This window comes from Slackia equolifaciens (genome assembly GCF_003725995.1).
Lineage (GTDB): Bacteria > Actinomycetota > Coriobacteriia > Coriobacteriales > Eggerthellaceae > Slackia > Slackia equolifaciens.
Window position 1 is genome coordinate 20,121 of sequence record NZ_QIBX01000018.1, and the last position, 24,658, is coordinate 44,778.

Here is a 24,658-nt window from a genome sequence, read left to right on the forward strand (position 1 = left end):
CTTGGGCCCAAAGCAAACGAGCGAATCACGCGGTCGCCTCCATTGAGACGGCGGCACTCTTACGCGGGCTCAAGCGGCAAGCCACCCCACCGGGCATCGCCCTGAAACCCGCACGCAAAGCCTTACAGCTGACCAACCAGGTCGAGCGAAGGTATCAGCGTTTCGGCGCCGGGCTGCCATTTCGCCGGGCACACCTGATCGCCGTGCTCGCGAACGAACTGCGCGGCCTGCAAAAGGCGCAGCAGCTCTTCGGCATTTCGGCCGATGCCGCCCGCGTTCACCTGGTACACCTGAATGCGCCCGTCGGGATCGACGATGAAGGCGCCGCGCTCGGCAAGGCCGTCCGCCTCGATCAGCACCTCGAAGTCGCGCGAGAGCGCATGGGTCGGGTCGGCGAGCATCGGGTAGCGCACCTTGCCAATGCGCTCAGAAGTCTCATGCCACGCCCTGTGTGTGAAATGCGTGTCGGTGGAAACGGAATACACCTCGCAGCCCGCCTCCTGGAACTTGTCGTAGAGGTTGGCAAGGTCTTCAAGCTCTGTGGGGCAAACAAAGGTGAAGTCTGCCGGGTAGAAGAAGAACAGGCCCCATTTGCCTAGCACGTCGGCACGGGACACGGTTTTAAAGTCGCCGTTCTGGTAGGCCTGGACGGAAAAATCAGCGATTTCTTTATTGATAAGCGACATGATGAAACTCCAATCTTGGTGAGTCGGCCTCATGGCCGATAGTCCTGGGTGGCTTAACGTCACCCTTAATTGATACTGTTTTTATATCATATATTGATAAAAGTTTCCATTGGATTACTTAAAGTTTGCCATGAGACACATTTTCTTCATGCCGAATCGATTCGTCGGAAGCGTTCGAGATGATATGACCCGATTGCTAGACCCCCTACGTAAAAAACGGGGCATTCGCACGCTCCGCGCGAATGCCCCGATACCCGTATTCCAAAACGCACGCTAACCCTGCCGCGCGCCCTCGCGCCACCGGTTGAGGCAGGCGAAGAGTTCCTCTTTGCGCGGCATGGCAAGCCCGCACGCCGCATCGCCATAGGGGGAAAGTGCCTCCCAGCCGCCTCGTTCGAGGGCGCCGAACGCCCGGCCCACCGCATCGGCGAGCGAATGCTCCCCATCGAGCATGCCCCGCTCGATTACCAGCCGCACCATCTGCCCAAGGGCGGCGGACTGCTCGGCGTCCACCAGCTGTTCTACCTGCCGCGCATCCACCGTGCCCTTGCCCACTTCAAAGCCTTCCAGCCCGCGCACGCGCACCTTGAGACCGTCGCGTCCGCTGCGTGCATCGCGCCCGTTATACCCGCCGAGGCCCTTGCCGCCGCGCCCGGCACAAGAATCCTCGCCCCCGCTTCTACCGCGTCCGGGGTTCCCCGCGACGGAAAGCTCCAACCGCCGTGCGGCGCCAGTGCTGGCGGCCTCAAACGAATCTTCGACCTGCGCCACCGTGCCCGCTCCCGCCCGTCTTTCTTCGGCGATCGACGACGATTCCTGGTGGAGGAGACCCGGCCATTGACGGCACACCTCGCGGACGCGCTCCGTTATATCCAGTGCCTCATAGCGGTCCATCTGCACCACGGCATCTGCCTCGGAGAAGAAAGCGCCGGAGCTACCCACCACGATAACTGAGTTCACGCCATGTTTCACCCACAGCTCGCGCACGCGCTCCACAAACGGAGTGATAGGCTCGTGTTCGGCCGCGACCACAGCCTCCATGAGAGCGTCGCGCACCATGAAGTTGGTGGCGGAGGTGTCCTCGTCGATAAGCAGCACGCGTGCGCCCGCCTCAAGCGCCTCCATGGTCGAGGCCGCCTGCGAGGTTGACCCGCTTGCGTCAAGCGTGGAGAACGTATGCGTGTCCCGCCCGTCGGGCAGATTGTCTATGAAGGGAGAGATGTCCACGCGACGCACCGCGCGTCCGTCTTCGGCACGCAGCTTGACCGCCGTAGCGTCGGAAATCGCCAGCTCGCGCCCATCGCCCGCCGCGTGGTTGTATACGCCTTCCTGAAGCGCCTTGAGCAAGGTCGACTTGCCATGGTAGCCTCCGCCCACCACCAGCGTCACCCCGCGGCGTATGCCCATGCCGGATATGCGCCCCCTGTGCGGAAGGTCGATCTCAACGCGCATGCTCTCGGGCGAGGCGAAGGGACGCGCACCCTTAAGGGGTCGCGACGACACGCCGCTTTCACGCGGAAGCACCGAGCCGTCGGCCACGAAGGCGACGAGCCCCATGCGCCCCAACGACTCCCGCACAGCCTGCTGGTCGTCGGCAAGGTCGACAACGGCCTGCGCAGACGCCTTCGCCGCCGGGTCGGAGGGTAGCGCGGCGCGCACGCATCGAGGAATCAGATCGAGCAGCATCCGCGACGCGGCGTGCGCATCGATTGTGCGGCCATGCGCGGGAAGACCCGCCTCGAAGCGCAACGTGACGGAGCCGTCGTCGGAGATTTCGCACGCCGAGCGCGACAAAACCTCAGGCCCGGGCCTGCTGGTCGCGATAAGCCCGCTCTTGCCCGAGCCGCCCACCTTGAAGCTCGCACGCGCGCATTCGGCCGCCAACCGCCGCACCAGGTAATCCTCCAACGCAACGCGGCGGAAAGGGGCGTCGAAAAGCTCAGGCGCAAAACCCGCGGTTCTCGCCGGAACCCGAGCGCTCATCTTGGAGGGAGAGGCAAAGGGGTCGCCCTGCACGCGATCGATGCGAAGCACGAAATCGCCGAAATCGTATGCGCCGCGCAGCGATTTATACGCCGGGTACCCCCTGCGGTCCATCGATGCCAAAGCCTTTTCCAGATCGCGGTACGTTTTCATGCGCTCCCCCTGCATATTCGATACGGTTTACCCCTATCGTAATGCAAGCACGCAACACCTCGTCCCGCCCCGCCCGAAACCGGAAGAACCTCACGCATACAAAACTAAGGCGCAAAACGAAAGAGCCCGAGAACAACCGCATGGGGCCCATGCTCGGAGCCGCACGACATCGGGGGCTGGGATCAAGCTATATACTGCGCGAGAACCATAAGGCCGAACTAGCCCCCGATTAGCATCGTGCCTTCTAATAAATTGCGAGCAATTCGACATTACCGGATGGATAACGAATGATTCCCGCAGCCTGCTTTTTAATAGTGGCATTAAACCCATTCTTGGCGCTAAAGTCCATAACGATATACACATCGTTAATGTTGGCTGGCTCCAGTGTGTCCCCAATTGCAGCGTTCACATCCGCCAGCATCGACTCATCTTGAATGGCTATATACCGAGTTTCTATATGATCAAACGACCTCTCATCATTCAGGTTGCTTTTCACCAGATCGACAAAAGCATCGTTCTTTCCATCCCACCAGCTAAATTGACTATCCACCCAGTTGGTGTATTCAATCTGCTCAGCTTTTTCTGCCGCACGTTCGCTCTCCTGGGCACTTGCAGCCGCCTCATCACGCGCCGCTTCGACGAGCGAAGGAGCAACCGTGAGGAAAGGAGAGGAGTCTGACGGATCGTAATTCTCCGTACTAACCGACCATTCATTTCCCGACTCAATGTCCTCAAAAGAATTGCCATACGTTACCGTTGCGGAAGACACGACATAGTTTTCGCCGTCGAACGAAACATCCGCCGACAACTCCAGGCAGAGCCCCTCAGAAGCTTGAAGCCTCATATTGTCCACGTGCCAGGTGTCCTCGCTTGCACCACTCCAAGACCCCTCTTCAATCACTGTCAAATAGTACCCAGTAATATCAGCATACGAATGAAACTTCGTTACGTCATAGTTGCCGTCATCGCCGTAGACGTCCGACGCCCAGCAATTGGTCATGGCAACGACGACCACACGCATTGCAAGCTCTTTTTCATAACTAGGTTCAATCGCTTTGGTCGATTTCAGTCGAAGGGTAATCGAGCGAGACTCCGCATCCACTTCCCCTGACTCAATGCCGTACTCGTCCGCATTGAAGTTTTCTAGAGCTTTGCCCCCCTCCAGGCACGCAAGCGAATATCCGTTGCCCTTATAATCTTTTGCTTCGAGCTGACCGATAACAACAGCAGCCTTTTCTCCCGGATGATCGACAATGGCACGAAGCTCCTCGGCAAATTGCTCATTTGCCTCATCCGCCGTCATTCGCTCAATTTCTATACTCCCACTTGAGCAATGTACCCTGTAGTGCAGATCTTCGTCCTGAGAGATTTCAAGGACGGCGGTTCCTTCGATGCTTTCATCGCTTTCACTTTTCAATCTGAGAGTATGATTTCCCTGCTCCAACCGAACGCTGTATTGTCCATTTTTCCCGTGTTCGAGCGTCCCAACCTGTGTGTCGTCGACATAGACAGCCATGTTGTACTTGCTGAAAATAACGTTTTCTTCGCACACAAGATGAATGCCCACCGAATACAAAGGCAGATTTTCACTAGTGGCGACTTGACTTTCAGCGTCGTCTTTACCGCTGCAGCTACCGATTGTAATCCCTATCACCAAAAGAAGTGCTATAGCGGCAAATCCCGCAATGAGCATTGGGCGCGAGCCGGCCTTTGCTGCAAACGCAACCCCCGCCGACCTGCCGCGAAAAGGAGCATGTGCAAGCAGGTTCCGAATTCCATCTTTCTTGCCGCTTGAAGCAGGGCCTGCTATAGGCTCATTCGTATGATCCAGAATGGATGATGCCCTACCGGAGGAGCGTCCCGGATCAGAATCAGCGGCGGATTGCAAAACTTTCGATCGAGATGCTTTATCCACCCCCGAATCAATGCTGGCTTGAACCGATTGCACCGAGGATTTGTCGACATCTTTCAATTGATGCCCAATTTTGGAAATGCCATTCTTTATCTGAGTGATACCCTCCCTTGCTTCTTTGCTGTCCAAGCCGCTTACGGAGGCAAGGCGCCTCTTGGCATCCTCTAAATTCTTCTTCGCATCATTAAATAACCCCATTGCGACCTCCTAAGGATGGGCTAGATCAATAACAGAAGTTCGTCGAATGCTGCGACGTGCCAAACTCTTACTTGGTGTCATTGTGGAAAAAGGCGTTGCACATTTCATCAGTTGCCAACTGAATTTTGGCATCGGGCCCACGAACGGGCGAATCGCAGGAACGGGCGCATAGAGCACGACGACCCGCAAGCGGCGATCAGTACCTGGCGGCAGCGGTCTAAAGCATCAATTCTTGCAACAGAAAACAGGCGTCACCACACCTGAGCGTAGGCTTCCACGGTAGCGTATTCTGGCGAGTCGTAATAATTGACCTCGAAAGGAACGGACTCACCCTGCGCAGGAAGGTCCACAAAACTCGTCGCACCGCTGATGATGTCTCCGTTTTCGTCGCGCAAAACCACCGTCACGGCAAGACCGCTCATCACCACGCTCGATTCCGGGGCAATATCGGTTTTCACTTCGCCCACAAAATTGACCCCGCTCAATCCATCGGGCACGGCCGAAACGCCCTCGACGGTGAATCGTGACGCCTTCCCCTCAAAAGGCGTCACGTTATAGTCCTCGGAGGCGCATGGCGTGAACTCCACCGTATCGGGCACGACATTGCCCCCGGCAAGAGACGCGAAATAGACGGTCTGACCGGGGTAAAGCACGTTCAGGGTCTGTTCGTCAGAAAAGAGCAGATCGCCGTTTTCGTCACGCCCCGTGATTCTCACCTTGGGGTATCTGACCGCCTCTTCATCGCTCAGGCTGCGCAAAGCAAGGGCGTAGTGCACATAGTTGCCCGATTCCTGCGATGAAATAGTCCACCCCGATTCCACCACCTCAAACATCGCATCGCCAGACTCGTTCGCACCCCGCCCCGCTTCTGCCGCCGCAGGCCCCGCGGCAGGCGATTCGCCCGAGGCGGCATTTTGGCCCGCCTGGCCATCGCGCCCGCTCGAAGCGGACATGCCGCCATCGTCCAACTGAGAATCCACCGCATCGCGCTGCGTTGAGCCGCTCGATGGGAGCATGCCCGCCTCGTTAAGAATCAACGCGATACCCGCAAGCGATGCAATCGCGGCAAGAGAGGCGAACAGCACCATCAACGCAATGCGCACCTTGCTCAGCGGCTGCTTTGCCGATGCTGCCACCGAATCTCCTGCCGCGCCGGACGCGTCGGTCAAAACGACGGGGACGCTTGCCGGAACCGTGGAAGACGAAGAGCCATTTTCCGGGGCGGTCGCACAACCAGAGCCGGCAAGGATGGGCGCGGATGCGCCAGGATCGTTAATCTCGGTGCCATGCGAAGCGGATCCGTTTGAGCCAAGCCAGTCCAAAGCGCCGCCGGCTACGCAAACGCCCGACGCAGCGATCGTCTGCGCCATCTCATGCGCGCTTTGGAATCGTGCGCTGCGGTCGAACTCGCACGCCCTCCACACGATATCGCGCAGAGATGTCGAGAAGGCATCATCGTTTGCAATCCGCGCTTCAAAACCCTCATCTTTCGGATTAACACCCGTGAGCATGTACCCCAGAACGCGGCCGATGGAATACACATCGGAACGCTTATCGGTCTCGGTGAAGCCGTACTGCTCGGGAGCCGCGAAGCCGGGCGTGCCGAACGGGAGCGTATCGTGCGCGGCGCCCGTCCCGCCCATGCGGGATATTCCCAAATCGATAAGGTGCGCACCGCTGGATGAAACGATGATGTTCGCAGGCGAAATATCGCGATGAATGACCCCATGCTCATGCAGGTCGTCCGCCGCCTCGCAGATATTCGCAATCAGGCGGCACGCCTCACCCTCGGGCAGCGCGCCACGGCCTTTCACATAGCTCTCGAGCGTCTCGCCGGCAACGAAGTCCAACACTACCACGAAGCGCTCGGGCATCTCGTATGTCGCCCAAATCTTTGGCAGGTAACGGCTCTCGCATTCCGCAAGCACCGCCCATACCGTACGTCTCGCCTGTTCACGGGGTATTTTCTTACGGACGAACGGCCCCGATCCATCAATGGTCACAAGCTCGGTCACGCCTCCCGCGCCACGAGCAAGCACCCGCTCCACACGATAGCCGTCGTCAACGCTCATGGCGTGCATCAGCTGCTCGCTGTTCAGGGGCTTGTCGCTTCTGTTGGGCATGGTGAGTCGAATCGTCTCCGAACGTAAACACTAGAGGGGCAATGGGGTCGAGCGTGAGCACGCAATCATGCCTTATCGCACAGACGAACAAGAATTGTAATCAAGTGCATAGCCCAATTCTTCAGTTATCAGCTGAATTATCAGTTATCAGCTGAAAATCTCAACCGAGAGGACACCGCAAGAACGTCACGGTGAACGGGCTGGGCAAGAGCGGAGAGGCGGGCAGGCGGCGCGCTGAATCATGCCAACCGCATGCCCCGCCGCCGTGCGCACCGCTTCTTCACCCTCCAGGGAAAGCGACGACCCTATTAGTGGAGGCGATCGGTGCCGAACAGCGTCTTTTCGCCGAACTTCCACAGCTCGTCGTCGCATTGGCTGCGGGTCTTGCCTTCTTTGATGCACCAGATGATGATGGCATCGCGACGCACCTTGGGCCACAGCTCGGCGGATCCGGCCAGCCTCAAGAGCCGCTGCGTCTCACGCACGTCGCAGCGCAACCCAAACGCCAGCATGATGGCGTTATCGCGCCCTGGCACCATTTTGCCGGTAAAGGTATCGTAGACCACGGTAGGATTAAGGCCCGATGCGCGCACAACCTCGGAGCGCCGCATGCCGCGATCGGCAAGCAGCTCGAACAGATAGTCAGGCAGCGTCCGCTCAAGCGTCGTTCCCTCTTCCAGATAGGCTTCGGGCTTTTCCGCCGACAGCAGACGCGCCAACAAATCTTCGGTCAGAATCTCATCTTGCATGCATGTTCCTTCGCCGCACCAAACGTGCCCGGGCTCGGCGCCCGGGCCTCTCTCGTCTCGTCCAGTATAGCTTTTGCGGGCAGCGCGCAATGCCTTCCGGCCACCTCGTGCGCGCCGACGCCGCATCCCGCATCCTATTCCGCAGCCATCCCGCACGGGCCCACGCCGTCGGTGCGCACCGAGCGGTCAAGCGCGGTTTGCTCGTAGAACCCGTAGCCGCCCGCGATGTTTGCGCAGCTGAACCCATGCTGCTCAAGGATGCGGCAGGCGACGTAGCTGCGCAGGCCGCTTTGGCAGTACACCCAAATCTCCCAATCGGGTGAGAGCAGGTCCAGACGGTCGCGCAAATCGTCCAGAGGAATATGGAGCGCGCCTTCTATATGGGAGCGCGCGAATTCGCCGTCGGTGCGGCAGTCGAGCAGCACAAGGGGCGGCCTGGGGCTTTCCGCCTCATCCGCATCGCGAATCCCCTTTTCCGCGACGGCAGCAACATCGTCCCACGTCACCTGGCGTACGCGACCTTCAAGAACGTTCTCGATGATGTAGCCCGCCATGTTTACGGGATCTTTCGCGGAGGAATACGGCGGCGCATAGCACAAATCGAGCTCGGTTAAGTCGCTCGCCGTCATGCGCGCCCGCATCGCCGTGGCAATCACGTCGATGCGCTTCTCCACGCCCTCGCGGCCCACGGCTTGGGCGCCCAGAATGCGCCCGCTCGACCGTTCGAACACCACTTTGAGCGTCATGGACGAAGATCCGGGATAGTACGTGGCGTGGTTGGCAGGCGCAAGCAGCACGTAGTCGAAGCCAAGGCCGGCCGCTTCCGCCGCCTTGCACGTGAGCCCCGTCGATGCGACGGTCCCGTCGAAGAGCTTCATGACCGAAGAACCTTGCGACCCCTTAAACGCACGGGGAATGCCGCAGATGTTGTCCGCCGCGATGCGTCCTTGCTTATTGGCGGGACCGGCAAGCGCGATAAGCGCCGCATCGCCCGTAGCGAAGTTCTTCACCTGCACCGCATCGCCCACCGCATAGATGTCCGGATCGCTCGTGCGCATATGCTCGTCAACCTTGATGGCTCCGCGCAAGCCCAGGTCAAGTCCCGCATCACGCGCAAGGTCGCTCTCGGGCGTCACGCCCACCGAAAGCAACACCATGTCGGAATCGACCGGAGCGGCGCTTTTGAGCAGCGTACGCATCCCTCCATCTTCACGCTCCTCGAATCCGGTCACGCCCGCACCCAGCATAAGCGTCACGCCATGCTCGCGCAGCGCATTATGCACTAGCGCCGCCATATCGCCATCCAGCGTGGGCATCGCGTGCCCGCCGCGCTGCAGCACCGTCACCTTGATGCCACGCTCGGTCAGGTTCTCCGCCATCTCGAGGCCGATGAATCCTGCACCCACCACGGTCGCCGTTCGCGGATGCTCGCGCTCGATGAAATCGGCGATGGCGAACGTATCTTCCACCGTACGAAGCGTGAACAGGCGCTTCGCGTCCATACCGGGCAGATCGGGCACCGTCGCCTTGGCGCCGGGCGAAAGAATCAGCTTGTCGTACGATTCCGCATACTCCGACCCATCCTCCAGCCTACGGATCGCAACCGTTTTCGCTGCGCGGTCGATCGCTACGGCCTCCTGCCGCACGCGCACATCTACATTGAAGCGGCTCCGAAAGCTCTCGGGCGTCTGCAGGGTGAGTTTGGCGCGGTCTTTGATGGCGCCGCCCACGTAGTACGGCAGGCCGCAGTTCGCGTAGCTCACGTACCCCGTGCGCTCGATCACCACGATTTCAGCCGTCTCGTCCAGGCGACGCAGTCGAGCCGCCGCCGTCGCACCTCCGGCAACACCGCCGATAATGAGGACCTTCATACGCACCTACCTCTCTAGCGACCGGTTCGCGCAGCCCACCTCAACCGCATCTCCCCGCACGGCCCGCCAGCATCACGCCAACCGCCCGACGTCGCAGAACGTCTCGTATCGTTGCGCCTATTATCCTCTATTTTCGTCTGTGAATATTTGTTGCCATAACAGTAACATTTATCTTTTTCCCTTTCTTTCCGACCTGATATCGACCATTCTGCACCCGAACACAGACAGGCGCCCTTCACCGTATTGACAGCGACGCTGCGTCGTCACGTAGGGTGGCACGACGTGCCGTGCGACTCGCCTGCGACGACCGAAGCGGAACGCCGATTTGGCAGAAAGAGCGCACGCCGCAAGGCCGCAAAGCATGCGGCGACATCGCTAGGAAAGGAAGCATGCGATGGAATCTACGCAATACTGGACCGTCGGAGAATTCGCTCGGCGCTCGGGCGTAACCGTGCGCACCGTCCAATACTACGACCAAAAGCACCTGCTGGCCCCTTCGGCGAAGGGGCCTCAAAACAGGCGCCTCTATTCCAAGGAGAACGAACTCGAACTGCAGCGCATCCTTGTGCTCAAGTTCCTGGGAAGCACGCTGGCAGACATTCGGTCCATCCTCGAGGCGGAAACCGGCACCGTGGACGTCAACGGCCTCGAAGGCCTCATCGACAAGCAGGCCCTTCTGCTCGGGCGCGAGCTCACGCGCCTCATGCACAGGGCGGTTGCCTTGCGCGAGCTCAAAGAGCAAATCGTGCAGGGCGAAGAGGTCGATTGGGGCAAGATCGCCGATGCGATCGACAACGAAGGCGTTGACGATTTCGTGTTGCGCATGGAGGAGAAGAGCGAGTCCGCAGGGCACGGCAAGAGACCGGGCCCTCGTAATGCCCGCCAGCGCTCTGCAGGAAAAGCCTCCCTGCGCTACGACGGACTGGACGAGGATAGCGATGCCGAGGCGCCCGAGCATTCCCGCCCCGCGCTCACTCCGTGGCATGAAATAGCGGCGGAGACAATCGGACTTCTGGCATCGGGCGTAGCGTGCGATGATCCGTGGGCATTGGAGGTCGTCGGTCGCTACCGTACGCTCTGCATCGAAGAGGGCGAGAAGCATCTTCTGAGCGAATTCATCCCGTTCGGCCGCATGCAGGATAGGGTGGGCAACGGCGCGCTCATGGAGCGACTGCGTGAGTCGGTGGACGAATACGTCGCATGCGTCGAGAAGCACCTACCGGACGTTCTTGACGACGAAGCCAGCGAAGAGCCCCTCTAACGCCCTTGAGGTCCATCAGCGGGGTGGCGGCCCGCATCGCCTTGCGCGTCGCCACCCCGCTTGATACACTCATCCCGATTCGCAGTGCGAATCCCTGACGAGGGCAGCCGTACCAGGTTGGAAAAGACGGCGCATATCGCGTTCGGCACGCCTCGCCCCTTCGCTGCTTGGCGCAGCAAACGACGCGGCCCGACGCACCATCTGCACGCCGCGCGAGGACGCGCACCGTCGAGAAGGGATTCGTATGAATTGGATCGTTCTTGTTCTTTCGGGATGCATGGAAGCCGTCTGGGCAATCGCCCTCGGCAAATCGGACGGATTCACAAAACTCGTCCCCACCGTGGTATTTATTCTTGGAATGATCGCCAGCATGGCCGGCCTTGCCTATGCCGTGAAATCGCTTCCCACCGGCACCGCGTATGCGGTCTGGGTGGGCATCGGCGCATCGATCACCGTCATCTACGGCATGCTCACGGGTTCAGAACCCATATCGACAGCAAAGGTGCTGCTCATCATTGGCCTTATCGGCTGCATCATCGGCCTCAAGCTCGTAAGCGAGACCCACTAAAAACTTGCAGGAAGCCGCACAAACAGCGAACGGCCGCCCGATGCCCCCAAATAGCCCCGCCGCGACCCCGAGCGCGCTTCGCACGCGACGAGAGGAGCAGGGGGCTAGATGGGGCATCGGGCGGCCGCGTAACGGCGCAAGCGCCTTCGTAGCGCCTCATCAAGCCGTTCCGCTGTTCGGCAGAACAGCGGAACTGCTACTTCAGCGCGTCGCAGAACCAGCCGGTGATGCTGGTGGGATGCGTGATGGCGGTGCCCACCACCACGGCGAACGCTCCGGCCTCCATGGCCTCGCGCGCCTGAGCGGGCGTATGGATGCGCCCTTCGCAGAACACGGGAATATCCCCCGCCTCTGCCACGGCCTCGCGCACGAAATCCAAATCGGGACCATCGGTCTTGGGACGATCCTCGGTATAGCCCGCAAGCGTGGTGGAGATGATATCCACCCCCGCCGCAACGGCGCGACGCACATCGTCCATGCAGGCGCAATCGGCCATGACCAGCGTCTCGCCCTTAAGAGCCGCCACCGTCTCCTCGAACGTACGCCCGTCTGGGCGAGGACGGCCGGTAGCATCGAGCGCCACCACGTCGGCACCGGCGGCGATGCAGGCACGCGCATGGCGAAGCGTAGGGGTGATGTATACCCCTTCATGCCCCTCTTTCCACAGGCCCAGCACCGGAATCTCCACGCGGCCCTTAATGGCGGCGATGTCGGAAAGACCCTGGCAGCGAATGGCTGCTGCGCCGCCCAGCTCGGCCGCGCGTGCCATCTGCGCCATCGTCTCAGGATGGCGCAACGGCTCGCCCATATACGCCTGGCAGCTCACGATGAGCTTGCCTTTCAGATTCGCGATCAGCTCGTTCATGCTATCTTCCACCCATTCCGAGAGAATCCAACAGATACTGCGAGGCGCCGATGAGCGGCGCATCGGACCCCAGGCCCGCCTCCACGATGGAGAGGTCGGCCAAAACCGCGGGCACATGCGCTTCGTATGCCTTATGGAGCGCATCGTGCCACAGCACGCCCGCCTTGGTCACTGACCCGGAAACCACGGCAACGTCGGGGTCGAACACGTTCACCCAGCCCGCAAGCGCAATGCCGAGCGCGCGCCCGGCATCCTCGATCACCTTGCGCGCCGCCTCATCGCCTTCGTAGGCGCGATGGGAAATCTCGGCGCCCGACACATGCTCGCCGGTAAGGTCCTCGTAACGCGCCTCAATGCCGCTTCCCGAGGCCACCGACTCGAGCACGGCGCCGCCGCCATCGAGCGGGTTGAGCGTGGCCCCTACCTCTCCGGCGAATCCGTGGGCGCCCAGCACAATGCGTCCGTGGCAAATAAACCCGCCGCCCATACCGGTTCCCGGAGCGAGCACGATGCAGGTATCGGCGCCTTGGGCCGCTCCCCAGCGGGCCTCGCCCAGCGCATGAGCCTGCACATCGCCCATCACGGCTAACGGAATACCGAACTCCTGCAAGAGCCGCGCTTTTACGGGTTGCCCTGCCCAGCCGGGCATAATGCTTTCCACGGCGTACGCGATCGAGCCATCGTCTACGCGCACGCGTCCCGCAGTGCCCACGCCGATGCCGGCCACGGGCGTGGTCGCATGGCCCATGCCCTCTCGAACCGCCTCGACGATAGTCTCAAGAACCGCATCGCCGCCGCGTTGGGCCTTCGTGGGAACCTCAATCTTCCAGGGGATGCTCGGTGCTCCCCCTTCATGCTTGTAGAGCACCGTAGCAACAGCGATCTTAGTGCCGCCCACATCGACGGAAACCACCGTAAGCGGCCAGCTTGCGGTGGTTTCCTGAGTCTCGATGTCGGCACGGGTATCCGCGCCCATGGTCTACATCATGCCTTCGCGCTTGAGAACCTCGACGATGGCCTGAACATCCTCGCCCTCCAAAGCCTGGACGGGCTCACGCATCTGGTTAGTGTTGAACACACCCATCTGCCACAGCGCGGTCTTGAATGCGCCGACGCCCGCGCCGAAGCCCACGGTGGCCTTGACTACGCGGGTGACGAACATGAGGCGAGCGAGGTGGTCCTGCAGCTCGCGAACGCGCTCCCAGTCGCCCGACTGATAGGCGCGCCATTGCTCGACGTAGCTCACAGGGTCGATGTTGGCAAGACCGGGCACGCTGCCGTCAGCGCCCGCCATATAGGCGCCGTCGACGCACACCTCATGGCCGGTCAGCACCTGCAGGGGATGCCCCGCCTGCTCGTTCTCGATGCACAGCCAGCGGAACAGCACGTCATCGCCCGAAGAATCCTTCACGCCCTGAATCACGCCGTCGGTGCCCAGGCGTACGAGCATCGTGGGATCGAGCTTGGTGTGTACGCACACCGGCAAATCGTAGGCGAACAGAGGCAGATCGGTGTGCTCGCGAATGGCGCGGAAGTGGCGCTCCACCTCCTTGGGGCCTCCCAGGGCATAAAACGGGGCGGTTGCCACCAGAGCGTCCACGCCGTAGCCCTTCGCACGCTTGGCCTGGTCCACAACGCGCATCGTCTCCATGTCGATGATGCCGGCCAGCACGGGCACGCGATTGTTCACCATGGCCACGGCCTCCTGCAGCACGTGGTAGCGCTGCGCGTCGGTCAAAAACGCAACCTCGCCGGAGGAGCCCAGGAAGAACAGGCCGTCCACGCCCGCGTCAATCATACGATTGATGGAGCGCTCCAGCGCCTCCAGATCAAGCTTGCGGTTTTCATCCAGAGGGATGACCACGGGAGGAATGACGCCGCGGAATTGGGATTCAGACATGATGTCCCCTTAATCGTAAAGGTTTTGCAAACAGTCAAACTATATTGAAGCATGGCTCAATGCGCAAGGAGCAACTTGAAGCATGCGTAGTAAAAACCAACGGCGCAAAAGCCCGCCGCATGCAAACCGTGCTCCGCGCATTCCGAGCTTTGCGCAAGGAGCCAGATGGATCGCCCGATCCCCGCACAACGACATGCGCGTCATATAAAAAAGCGCCGGCTGTTACGCCGGCGCAATGGATTATTTTCCGAGGTCGGGATGAAGCAGCGAAGGCGCGGCTCCAAGGAGGAGCTTGGTGTAGTCATCCTTGGGGTTCTCGAACACTTCCTTCGCCGTTCCCTTCTCCACCGCCTGGCCCTTGTTCATGACCATGATGCGGTCGGAGATATAACGCACGGTTTGAATGTCGTGGCTGATGAACACCATCGACAGGCCCAAATCACGCTTGAGGTCGGTCAGCAGGTTAAGGATCTGCGCACGCACCGACACGTCCAAAGCGCTGGTGGGCTCGTCGGCGATGATGGCATCGGGACGAAGGGACAGGGCGCGCGCGATGGCCACGCGCTGACGCTGGCCGCCGGAGAGCTGCCCCGGAAGGGCCTCGAGCACCGAGGAGGGCAGGCCGACGAGCTCAATGAGCTTCTTCACGCGCTTCTCGCGCTCCGCCTTGGTGCCCACCTTGTGAACGTTCATGGGATCCATGAGCTGATCATGGATGCTCATGCGGGCGTTCAGGGCGGTAGCCGGGTCCTGGAACACGACCGAGATCACACGTCCGATGGTCTTACGCTGCTTGGCGGTACGCTTGGTCACGTCAACGCCCTTGAAATACACATGTCCCGAAGTGGGCTGCTGAAGGCCGATCATGACATTTGCCGTAGTGGACTTGCCGCAGCCAGACTCGCCCACAATGCCGATGGTCTCACCGGGCATGAGCTCGAGCGAAAGGCCGTTGATGGCGTGCACCTTGTTGGGGTGCAGCAGCGAGCCCGTGCGCGTCTTGAAGATCACATGGATATCCTCGAGCTTGATGATGGGAACCGTGGGATCGACGGCAGGAGCCGTGAACTCTTGCATGGAATCGATCATTACTGCACACCTCCTTCGGCGACGGGGGTGAGTCCCAGACGCTTCATCTCGTCATCAGGCAGCTCGGCATACCAATGGTTCGTATCCTGCCACTTCTTGAGAATAGGACGCACATCGGAATGCAGGTCGGGATGGCTCGAACGCGGCGCGAAGCGGTCACCCTTCGGGAAATCCTTGGGGCTGGGCACCGAGCCGGGAACCTGGTGCAGACGCCCGCTGCCGGCCTCGATGGAAAGCACCGAGCCCAGAAGGCCGCGCGTGTACTCGTGGATGGGGTTGGTGAGCAGGTCGTGCACCGACCCCTGCTCGACCACCTGACCGGCGTACATGACCGTGATGGAGTTGGCCACCTCGGCCACCAACGCCAGGTCGTGGCTCACGAACACCATGGCGAATCCCAGCTGGGCCTGCAGCTTGTTCAGCAGGTCGATTACCTGCTTCTGCACGGTTACGTCGAGCGCGGTAGTGGGCTCGTCGGCGATGATGACCTTGGGGTCACGCGTAAGGGCCATGGCGATGAGCACGCGCTGACGCTGGCCGCCGGAAAGCTCATGCGGATACGAATCCAGCGTGCGCTTGGGATCGAGGCCCACCAGCTCCAGCAGCTCCTCGGCGCTGCGGGTGCCGCCGCGCTTGGTGAGCTGCTTCATCTGGGAACGGATGAGCATGGACGGGTTCAAAGACGACAGAGCGTCTTGGTACACCATGGCGATCTCGCGGCCGCGCAGGGTGTTGAGCTCCTTCTGGCTCATCTTCAGCAGGTTCTGGCCGTTGTACAGAATCTCGCCGGAGATCTGCGCCTTGGGATCGAGCAGGCCCATGATGGCGAGCGAGGTGATGGACTTGCCGCAGCCGGACTCGCCCACCAGGCCCATGGTCTGATGCGGGCGCACCTTGAAGCTGATGTTGTCCACCACGTTCACATCGCCGTGGCGCGGGAACTTGATGCAAAGGTTCTTGACCTCGAGGATCGGCTCATGCGAGGTGTCAGAGGCAAAGCGATCGGTACGCGTGTTTTCCACCTCTTTGAGCTGCGCCAGTCGGGCTTTGAGAGACTCGGCCTGAGTGGCATAAGCCAGCTTGGGGTCGGACACCAGGCGGTCGGCTTCGCGGTCGGAGTTGAGATCGGAATCGCTCGCCTTGACGGCTGCCTTGGGGGCTGCGGCCAAAGCGTCGGTCATGCCCTCGGACAGAATGTTCAGGCACAGCACCGTGATCATGATGGCAAGGCCCGGGAACAGCGCCTGCCACCAGCGGCCGGCCAGAACGCCGTTGCGAGCGTCAGCCAAAATGTTGCCCCACGTAGGAGTGGGCTCGGGGATGCCGGCGCTGATGAAGGCCAGCGAGGCCTCGAACACGATGGCGTCGGCCACGAGCACGATGGTGAACACCAAAACGGGAGCGATGCAGTTGCGCACCACGTGCTTCATGAGAATCCACGGAGCACGGGCGCCGCTTACCACCACGGCGCGCACGTAATCTTGGTTGTACTCGCTCATCACGTTAGCGCGCACGATGCGGGCGATCTGCGGCACATACAGGATGCCGATGGCGAGAATCAACGAAGGCACCGAATTGCCGAACACGATAACGAACGTTGCGGCCAGGGCGATGCCGGGGAACGACATGACCACATCGAGAACGCGCATGATGACCTCGGAGATCCACTTGCGCGTAACGGCGGCCAGAGCGCCGATTATAGATCCAAGGACCAAGGCGAACGCCGTAGCGCCCAGACCGATGACCAGCGAGTAGCGCGCACCGTACATCATGCGCGACAGAACGTCGCGGCCCTTGTCGTCGGTTCCGAAAAGGAACTGAGAATCGGGCGCCATACGGGCAGTGAAAATCTCGTAGGGATCATGCGGCGCGATCCACTGCGCGGTGGCAGCGATCAGGATGATGAGCACCAGCACGACAAGCGAGATGCGCGAACCGATGGTCATGGCCTTCCAGCGGCGGAAGCGCACCTTGCCCGGGTTCGCCTCCATCTTTTGCGTGAGGTTTTCTCTAAGTTTGACCATGCTACACCGTCCTGATTCGCGGATCGATCAGGATATAAAGCATATCCACGATGATGTTGATAATAATGAACGTAATGGCAACAACCAGCACCACGCCCTGCACGAGCAGCGTGTAATTGGACTGGATGCCGGAAACGATAGCCATGCCCATGCCGGGCAGATTGAAGATGACCTCGATAACCACGGCGCCGCCGATCAAGTAGCCGATACGCAGGCCAAGCACGGTGACGGGGGTGATGAGCGCGTTGCGGAGCACGTTGCGCGCGATGACCACGCCCTTGGGAATGCCGAATCCCATGGCGGTGCGCACGTAATCCTTGTCAAGCTCCTCCACCATAGACGTGCGGATGACGCGCGTCAGCTGTCCCGCCACAGGCACGCCCAGAGCGAACGCGGGCATTGCCATACGCTCCATCCATGCACCCGGATCATCGGCAAGCGACGGCAGGGGACCGGAAGCAGGCAGCAGGTGCAGCATGGACGAGAACAGCAGAATCAACAGAACCGCCAGCCAGAAGGAAGGCGTCGCGATGCAGGCGATGGAGAACACGCGAATGATCTGGTCGGGCCATCGGTCGCGATACAGCGCCGAAATCACGCCCAGAATAACCGCAATCACCACTGCGATGATGAGACCCATGAACGTCAGCTGCAACGTGATGGGAAGCGCATCTGCGATACGGTCGGCAACAGAAGCGCTGTTCGCGCCGTAGGTGCCCAAATCGCCCTGAACCAGGCCCACCATATAGTTGCCATACTGAACCAGGATGGGATCGTTAAGGCCGTGTTCCTCTCGATACTGTTCGGCCTGCTCCACGGTCGCATTCTCGCCCAGGACGGAATACGCCTGGTCGATCGGCGAGAGGGCCATGAGGAAGAATACGAGGAGGGTAACGCCGATGATCATGATGGGCAGTGCGATAAGACGCCGGCCAATCAGACGAAGGAGATTGCTCACCTCGACCCCCTTTCACTTGTCGAACGGACAATTCAGCGACGCCGCACCCTGCACGTCGTCGCCTTTTACACATATTTGTTAATTGTATATGAAACTCGCTCGTCCGAGGACATGAACGAAGCCGTTTGTATGACCTCGGACCGGCGGATTCCCTCCCCCGCCTGCCGTCCGACGACGTCGGGTGGCGAGCGGGGTGCTGGACAGGGAAAAGGCCCGCCAAAAGAGACGGGCCTTCGAAGCGCTGTGCGAACGTCGCAGGCTTTACGCGACGGGCTTGGCACCCAGGAAGATCAGGCCGGTGGTGGCGATGGGCTCAAAGCCCTCGATCATCGTGGGCTGGTAGCCGGTGGCCAGCTCGCGGTGGAACAGCGGGTACAGCGGCACCTGCTCGGCCAGGATGTCGAAGCACTGGTTCCACAGCTCCTGCTGGGTGGCCTCATCGGTCGCCTCGCGGGCTTCCTGCATGAGGTCCTGCAGCTGCTGCCACTCCTCGGAGCCCTTCCAGCAGGTGCGGCCCTGGGTCCAGATGTTGTCACCGTACCACCAGTTCATCAGCAGGTCGGGATCGTTGCCGAAGCAGGTGGGGTCGCCCGGGGTGAGCATGACGTCGTAGTCGAGCACGCCGCCATCCTCGGGAGCCGCATACTCGGCCCAGTTGATGGTCTGCTCGGCGTTGGTCATGGTAATGCCAACGGCGGCCAGGTCGTTCTGGATCTGCGCGGCAAGGTCGCTTACCCAGTTGTTGTTGGTGACCATGGTGAACTCGAGGTTCTCCACGCCGGCCTCGGCGAGCAGGCTCTTTGCCTTCTCCGGGTCGTACTCGTACACCGTGGACGCCTGATGATAGTTGGGATGGTTCTGAGGCAGGAAGCCGGTAACCTTGGCAGCATGGCCGGCCATCTGGTTGGAAATCAGCTGATCCACATTGATGGCATAGAAGAAGGCCTGGCGCACGCGCACGTCGTCAAAAGGAGCCTTCTTGGTGTTGAACATGAAGAACGGCTGGTTGAAGCCCTGCAGGTACTCAACCGTGGCGCCCGCGCCCTGCAGCTGCTCGGCGTTGGCGTCGGGCACGTTCTCCATAACCTGAACGGAGGCCTCCTGCAGCGCGGTGGTGCGGGAGGTGTTGTCCAGCAGGATGTTCCAGGTCATCTGATCGGCGCCTGCGGGCAGAGAGCCGTTGTAGTTCGGGTTGGGAACAAAGGTGATGGTGCCGCCGTCGTTGCCGTCCACGGACTCATACATCCACGGGCCGGTACCGATAGGCATAGTGGCCAGCTCGTCGTCGGTCATGGAGGCGGGGAACACCTTGACCACGCTCAGACGGCTCTTGAGCAGGCTCTCGAAGGGGTACTTCAAGGTGATGGTGACGGTGGTGTCGTCCTTGGCGGCGACGGAATCGATGAACGTGAGGAACGCGCCGCAGGTTGCGTCGGCCATGTTCTTCTCGAACGCATTCACCACGTCGGCGGCGGTCACATCGGAGCCGTCGGAGAACTTGGCGCCCTCGCGCAGCGTCACCTCGTACTCGGTGTCGGACACCTTCACCGGCTCATCGGCAGCCAGCGCGTTGTAGGTGTCGTAGGTGTGCAGATCGAGATCGTACAGGCCCTCGAACACATGATAGGTAGCAGCAAGCATCAGAGCGGAGCCGCCGTTGAGGCCTACGGGGTTGACGTTGGTGGACGTATAAGCGCAAGCGCCCGTCAGAACGGTGCTGCCGCCGCCCTCGCCGCCGCTGGAAGCGTCGTCTCCGCCACCGCCGCAGCCATACAGACCGAGGCCGACCGTGGCCGCCGCCACGGCGCTGCCCGCAACGAAGGTGCGGCGATTCATAAGAGCTTTATTTTCCATGATCCTCCCTTTCGACTAATCAGCCGAGCACAGGGCACAATGCCCCTTGCTAAAAAGATACGTCGGAAAAGTTTACTTAAAACTCCCCCAGCAATCGCCACGCAAACCGCTCGTCGGCGGTAAACGGCTGTTTTAACAGGAAAGAAGGTAATTTTTCATGCGGATTTTACATTTCGAAAACAACGTAAAGCACCCTCCCGCATTGGATGGACGATCCGAGGGAGAGCTGCGCGCCCCGCTCCGCTTGATCACCCCTCCCCACATCAAAGGGCAGCCTACATCACGGACGATACGGAAACGCCGGTCACGCCCGCATCAGAGGACGTCTTATTTCCGCTTGAAACAAAAAAATCCCGGTTCCAAACGGAACCGGGATCAGCTCAACCTATAAGGCTAGCGTACTCGCAGCTTAGGCGTTGAAGAGCTCGATGGTATCGCCGGCAGCCAGCGTGACCATGGCCTTCTTCCAAGTGCGGGTGCGACCCAGCTGGTAGCGAACGCGCTTGGGCTTGGACTTCACGTTGATGGTGTTCACGCGAACGACCTTCACGTTGAAGATTGCCTCGACGGCCTGACGAATCTCGACCTTGTTGGAGTCCTTGGCCACCTCGAAGGTGTAGGTGTTCTTCTCCATCATGTCGTAGCTGTGCTCGGTGATGACCGGGCGGATGATGACCTCGCGGGGATCCTTCATTATGCAAGCACCTCCTCGAAGCGCTCCAGAGCGGCACCGGTGAGCACCAGCTTCTTGTTGTCGACGAGTTCCAGGGTGGTAGCCTCGGAAACGGGGACGATGGTCACGGTCGGGATGTTGCGGAACGACAGGAACGTGTTCACGTCGTCATCAGCGATCACGAGCGTGGTGCGGCGGTCGCAGCCCAGGGCCTTGAGCGCAGCCACGGCGTCTTTGGTGCAGGGCTTCTCGAAATTGAAGCCGTCAACCACGATCAGCTCGCCGTCAGCGAACTTGGCGGACAGGGCGGAACGCATAGCCAGCTTGACCTCTTTGCGGTTCACGCGGAAGGCGTAGCTGCGGGGATGCGGACCGAACACAGTGCCGCCGCCCGTCCACTGGGGAGAACGGATGGAGCCCTGACGGGCACGGCCGGTGCCCTTCTGGCGCCACGGCTTCTTACCGCCGCCACGGACCTCGCCGCGGGTCTTGGTGTCGTGCGTGCCCTGACGCAGGCCGGCGCGAATGGAGCGCACGACCGTGTGCATCACATGCACGTTCGGCTCGATGCCGAACACAGCGGCGGAAAGCTCGGCCTCTTTGACCTTGTTGCCGCTGGCATCTTTGATCTCAATGTTTGCCATTATGGTGTACTCCTCTTATAAGGTAAGGTCGCTTAAGCCATGCGAACGCGCACGATGCCGTTCTTGCCGCCCGGCACGGAGCCCTTGACCAGGATGAGGTTCTGGTCGGCGTCAACGCGAACGACCTCGAGGTTCTTGACGGTCACGGTGTCGCAGCCCATGTGGCCCGGCAGGCGTACGCCCTTGAACACGCGGGAAGGCGTGGCGCACTGGCCGATGGAACCGGGGATGCGATGGAAGTGCGAGCCGTGGGAGGCACGGCCGCCGCCGAAGCCATGGCGCTTGATAACGCCCTGGAAGCCCTTACCCTTAGAGGTGCCGGTCACGTCGACCTTCTTCACCTCGGCAAAAGCAGCCACGGTCTGCTCGTCGCCGGCCTTGTACTCCGACGCGTTCTCCACGCGAACCTCGCGCAGGTAACGAGTGGGAGCGATGCCCTGCTTGGCGAAGTGACCCGCCATGGGCTTGTTGACCTTCTTCTCCTTGATGGAGCCGAAGCCAAGCTGCACGGCCTCGTAGCCGTCGGTCTCGGTGGTCTTGACCTGGCAGACCTTGTTGGGCTCGGCCACGATGACGGTGACGGGCACCACGCGGTCGTTCTCGTCGAAGATCTGGGTCATGCCGATCTTCTTGCCGTAGATAGCGTTGATCATCTCATACACTCCTTACAGCTTGATCTCGATGTCGACGCCCGCGGGGAGGTCGAGACGCATGAGCGAATCGACCGTCGAGGGGGTCGGCTCCAAGATGTCGATCAGGCGCTTATGGGTACGCATCTCAAACTGTTCACGGGAGTCCTTGTTGACATGGGGACCGCGAACGACGCAGTACAGGTTGCGCTCGGTGGGCAGGGGAATAGGTCCGCAGACCTTGGCACCGGTCTTCTGGGCGGTGTCGACGATGAGCTTGGTGGACTGATCCACGATCTCATGATCGTAGCCCTTCAGGCGAATGCGAATCTTCTGATTAGCCACTTTCATTTCCTCCAAATAGCGCGGGCGGTGCCGTTAGGCGTTCTTTCCGCCAGCCTTGCTGATAATCTCTTCGGCCACGTTCTTGGGAACCGGCTCGTAGGAGTCGAACTGCATGGTGTAGCTCGCACGTCCCTGGGTACCGGAACGAAGGTCGGTAGCGTAGCCGAACATCTGGCTCAGCGGAACCTTCGCGCTGATGACAGCCGCGTTGCCGCGCTTCTCCTGGCCCTGGATTAGGCCACGGCGGCTGGGGATGTCACCCATGACGAAGCCCATGTACTCCTCGGGGGTCTCAACCTCGACGGCCATCATAGGCTCGAGGATGACCGGATCGGACTTGCGCAGAGCGTCCTTGATAGCCATGGAGCCTGCGACCTTGAACGCCGCCTCGGAGGAGTCGACCTCGTGATAGGAGCCGTCGATCAGCTCGACGCGCACATCCTCGACGGGGTAGCCGGCCAGAACGCCGGAGTTCAGCGCCTCCTGGATGCCCTTGTCGATAGCGGGGATGTACTCCTTGGGAACCACGCCGCCCACGATCTTGTTCTCGAACTCGTAGCCGGCACCGGCCTCCTGCGGGTACATGTTGATGATCGCATGGCCGTACTGACCGCGACCACCAGACTGGCGAACGAACTTGCCCTCGGCGGAAAGAACCTCGTGGCCCGGACGCTCGCGGTAGGCAACCTGCGGTTTACCAACGTTGGCCTCGACCTTGAACTCACGCAGCAGACGGTCGATGATGATCTCCAGATGGAGCTCGCCCATGCCGGCGATGATGGTCTGGCCGGTCTCGTGGTTGGTGGACACGCGGAAGGTCGGATCCTCCTCGGCCAGCTTCTGCAGGGCGATCATCATCTTATCCTGCTCGGCCTTGGTCTTGGGCTCGACGGCGATGTCGATAACCGGATCGGCGAATCCCATAGACTCCAGGATGATGGGGTGGCCCTCATCGCACAGGGAGTCGCCGGTGGTGGTGTCCTTCAGGCCCACGACGGCAACGATGTCGCCAGCAGAGCACTTATCCACGTCGACGCGCTGGTTGGCGTGCATCTGCAGCAGGCGGCCGATGCGCTCCTTCTTATCCTTGGTGGCGTTGACCACGTAGGAACCGGCGTCAAGGGAACCGGAGTACACGCGCAGATAGGTGAGCTTGCCCACGAAGGGGTCGGTCATGATCTTGAAGGCCAGAGCGGCGAACGGAGCTTTGGGGTCGCTCGGACGCTCGTCCTCTTCGCCCGAATCGGGGTTCGTGCCCTTGATGGCGGGAACGTCTACCGGGGAAGGCATGTAGTCAACCACGGCGTCGAGCAGCTCCTGCACACCCTTGTTCTTGTAGGCGGAGCCCACGAACACGGGGTTGACCTTGCACTCGATGACACCCTTGCGAAGCGCGGCCTTGAGCTCCTCAACGGTGAATTCCTCGTCCATGAGGACCTTCTCCATCAGGTTGTCGTCGCAGTCTGCGGCGGCATCCACGAGCTCCTGGCGCTTCTCGGCGGCGAGCTCGGCGAACTCGGCCGGAATCTCATCCATGGCCTCGGGGTAGGTCATGCCCTTGTCGTCGGCCTTGAAGTCCCATGCGGTCATGGTAGCCAGGTCGATGACGCCCCAGAAGTTGTCCTCGGCGCCCATCGGAATCTGCGCTGCCACGGCATTTGCGCCCAGGCGATCGCGCATGGTCTGGATGGCATGGAAGAAGTCAGCGCCCACGCGGTCGTACTTGTTGATGAACGCGATACGAGGAACGCCGTAGCGCTCGGCCTGACGCCACACGGTCTCAGACTGAGGCTGCACGCCGGCAACCGCGTCGAACACGGCCACGGCGCCGTCGAGGACGCGCAGCGAGCGCTCGACCTCGGCCGTGAAGTCCACGTGGCCGGGGGTGTCGATGATCTGGAAGCGATAGGACTTGCCGTCCTCAGCGCCACCGGGGTACTTCCAGTAGCAGGTGGTAGCGGCGGAGGTGATGGTTACGCCGCGCTCCTGCTCCTGGACCATCCAGTCCATGGTGGCAGCGCCCTCGTGAACCTCACCGATCTTGTGGGTCTTGCCGGTGTAGTAAAGGATACGCTCGGTAGTCGTCGTCTTGCCCGCATCGATGTGGGCCATGATGCCGATGTTGCGGGTATCCTGAAGAGAAATCTTAGGAGTAGCCATTGATTGCTTGCCC

Annotated in this window: 20 protein-coding genes and 1 riboswitch; of the genes, 2 read left to right on the forward strand and 18 right to left on the reverse strand. The window is 60.9% G+C overall.

From position 1 onward, the window contains the following. Window positions 1-122: 122 nt before the first annotated feature. The 6 genes from ahpC to DMP06_RS09070 all read right to left on the reverse strand — a co-directional run bounded on the left by ahpC (window position 123) and on the right by DMP06_RS09070 (window position 9,675). A complete protein-coding gene (gene ahpC / locus DMP06_RS09045) occupies window positions 123-686 on the reverse strand; it encodes an alkyl hydroperoxide reductase subunit C (RefSeq protein ID WP_123209421.1) in 564 nt (187 codons plus the stop codon). A 273-nt stretch (window positions 687-959) separates the two neighbouring features. Beyond that, window positions 960-2,822, reverse strand: a complete 1,863-nt coding sequence (locus DMP06_RS09050; protein ID WP_123209422.1) for an ABC-ATPase domain-containing protein — start codon at window positions 2,820-2,822, stop codon at window positions 960-962. Between the two features lie 244 nt (window positions 2,823-3,066). Beyond that, on the reverse strand, window positions 3,067-4,932 hold the full coding sequence (locus DMP06_RS09055; protein ID WP_148042522.1) for a hypothetical protein: 1,866 nt from the start codon (window positions 4,930-4,932) through the stop codon (window positions 3,067-3,069). Between the two features lie 251 nt (window positions 4,933-5,183). Next, window positions 5,184-7,055: a serine/threonine protein kinase gene (locus DMP06_RS09060; protein WP_123209424.1), complete on the reverse strand. Its 1,872-nt coding sequence runs from the start codon at window positions 7,053-7,055 to the stop codon at window positions 5,184-5,186. 308 nt (window positions 7,056-7,363) lie between these two features. Then, window positions 7,364-7,804, reverse strand: a complete 441-nt coding sequence (locus DMP06_RS09065) for a helix-turn-helix domain-containing protein (RefSeq protein ID WP_123209425.1) — start codon at window positions 7,802-7,804, stop codon at window positions 7,364-7,366. 134 nt (window positions 7,805-7,938) lie between these two features. Then, the gene (locus DMP06_RS09070) at window positions 7,939-9,675 is read right to left on the reverse strand and encodes an FAD-dependent oxidoreductase (protein ID WP_123209426.1); all 1,737 of its coding nucleotides are present in this window, start codon (window positions 9,673-9,675) and stop codon (window positions 7,939-7,941) included. Window positions 9,676-10,069: 394 nt separating this feature from the next. Between DMP06_RS09070 and DMP06_RS09075 the strand changes: the two genes are divergently transcribed. After that, window positions 10,070-10,936 carry a MerR family transcriptional regulator gene (locus DMP06_RS09075; protein WP_123209427.1) on the forward strand — a complete coding sequence of 289 codons (867 nt, stop codon included), beginning with the start codon at window positions 10,070-10,072 and terminating at the stop codon, window positions 10,934-10,936. A 73-nt stretch (window positions 10,937-11,009) separates the two neighbouring features. Beyond that, a riboswitch (guanidine-III (ykkC-III) riboswitch) is annotated at window positions 11,010-11,072 on the forward strand. 108 nt (window positions 11,073-11,180) lie between these two features. Beyond that, complete coding sequence (locus DMP06_RS09080) at window positions 11,181-11,504, forward strand: DMT family transporter (protein WP_123209428.1); 324 nt, start codon at window positions 11,181-11,183, stop codon at window positions 11,502-11,504. Between the two features lie 196 nt (window positions 11,505-11,700). Here DMP06_RS09080 and DMP06_RS09085 read toward each other — a convergent pair whose 3' ends face one another. The 12 genes from DMP06_RS09085 to fusA form a co-directional block, all read right to left on the reverse strand. Continuing rightward, complete coding sequence (locus DMP06_RS09085) at window positions 11,701-12,369, reverse strand: N-acetylmannosamine-6-phosphate 2-epimerase (RefSeq protein WP_123209429.1); 669 nt, start codon at window positions 12,367-12,369, stop codon at window positions 11,701-11,703. Between the two features lies 1 nt (window position 12,370). Beyond that, window positions 12,371-13,345, reverse strand: a complete 975-nt coding sequence (locus DMP06_RS09090; protein ID WP_123209430.1) for an ROK family protein — start codon at window positions 13,343-13,345, stop codon at window positions 12,371-12,373. 3 nt (window positions 13,346-13,348) lie between these two features. Then, complete coding sequence (locus DMP06_RS09095; RefSeq protein ID WP_123209431.1) at window positions 13,349-14,269, reverse strand: dihydrodipicolinate synthase family protein; 921 nt, start codon at window positions 14,267-14,269, stop codon at window positions 13,349-13,351. A 240-nt stretch (window positions 14,270-14,509) separates the two neighbouring features. Further along, window positions 14,510-15,358, reverse strand: a complete 849-nt coding sequence (locus DMP06_RS09100) for an ABC transporter ATP-binding protein (protein ID WP_123209432.1) — start codon at window positions 15,356-15,358, stop codon at window positions 14,510-14,512. Continuing rightward, window positions 15,358-17,382, reverse strand: a complete 2,025-nt coding sequence (locus DMP06_RS09105) for a dipeptide/oligopeptide/nickel ABC transporter permease/ATP-binding protein (protein ID WP_123209433.1) — start codon at window positions 17,380-17,382, stop codon at window positions 15,358-15,360. The genes DMP06_RS09100 and DMP06_RS09105 overlap by 1 nt, the downstream gene beginning before the upstream one ends. Window position 17,383: 1 nt before the next feature. Further along, the gene (locus tag DMP06_RS09110; protein ID WP_123209434.1) at window positions 17,384-18,340 is read right to left on the reverse strand and encodes an ABC transporter permease; all 957 of its coding nucleotides are present in this window, start codon (window positions 18,338-18,340) and stop codon (window positions 17,384-17,386) included. A gap of 261 nt (window positions 18,341-18,601) precedes the next feature. Then, a complete protein-coding gene (locus tag DMP06_RS09115; protein WP_123209435.1) occupies window positions 18,602-20,194 on the reverse strand; it encodes an ABC transporter substrate-binding protein in 1,593 nt (530 codons plus the stop codon). Window positions 20,195-20,603: 409 nt separating this feature from the next. Further along, window positions 20,604-20,888 carry a 50S ribosomal protein L23 gene (gene rplW / locus DMP06_RS09120; protein WP_123209436.1) on the reverse strand — a complete coding sequence of 95 codons (285 nt, stop codon included), beginning with the start codon at window positions 20,886-20,888 and terminating at the stop codon, window positions 20,604-20,606. Further along, on the reverse strand, window positions 20,888-21,511 hold the full coding sequence (rplD, locus tag DMP06_RS09125; protein ID WP_123209437.1) for a 50S ribosomal protein L4: 624 nt from the start codon (window positions 21,509-21,511) through the stop codon (window positions 20,888-20,890). The genes rplW and rplD overlap by 1 nt, the downstream gene beginning before the upstream one ends. 32 nt (window positions 21,512-21,543) lie before the next feature. Beyond that, a complete protein-coding gene (gene rplC, locus DMP06_RS09130) occupies window positions 21,544-22,164 on the reverse strand; it encodes a 50S ribosomal protein L3 (protein WP_123209438.1) in 621 nt (206 codons plus the stop codon). A 12-nt stretch (window positions 22,165-22,176) separates the two neighbouring features. Further along, window positions 22,177-22,491 carry a 30S ribosomal protein S10 gene (gene rpsJ, locus DMP06_RS09135; protein ID WP_452586248.1) on the reverse strand — a complete coding sequence of 105 codons (315 nt, stop codon included), beginning with the start codon at window positions 22,489-22,491 and terminating at the stop codon, window positions 22,177-22,179. A 27-nt stretch (window positions 22,492-22,518) separates the two neighbouring features. Continuing rightward, the gene (fusA, locus tag DMP06_RS09140) at window positions 22,519-24,645 is read right to left on the reverse strand and encodes an elongation factor G (RefSeq protein WP_123209439.1); all 2,127 of its coding nucleotides are present in this window, start codon (window positions 24,643-24,645) and stop codon (window positions 22,519-22,521) included. Between the last annotated feature and the right edge of the window lie 13 nt (window positions 24,646-24,658).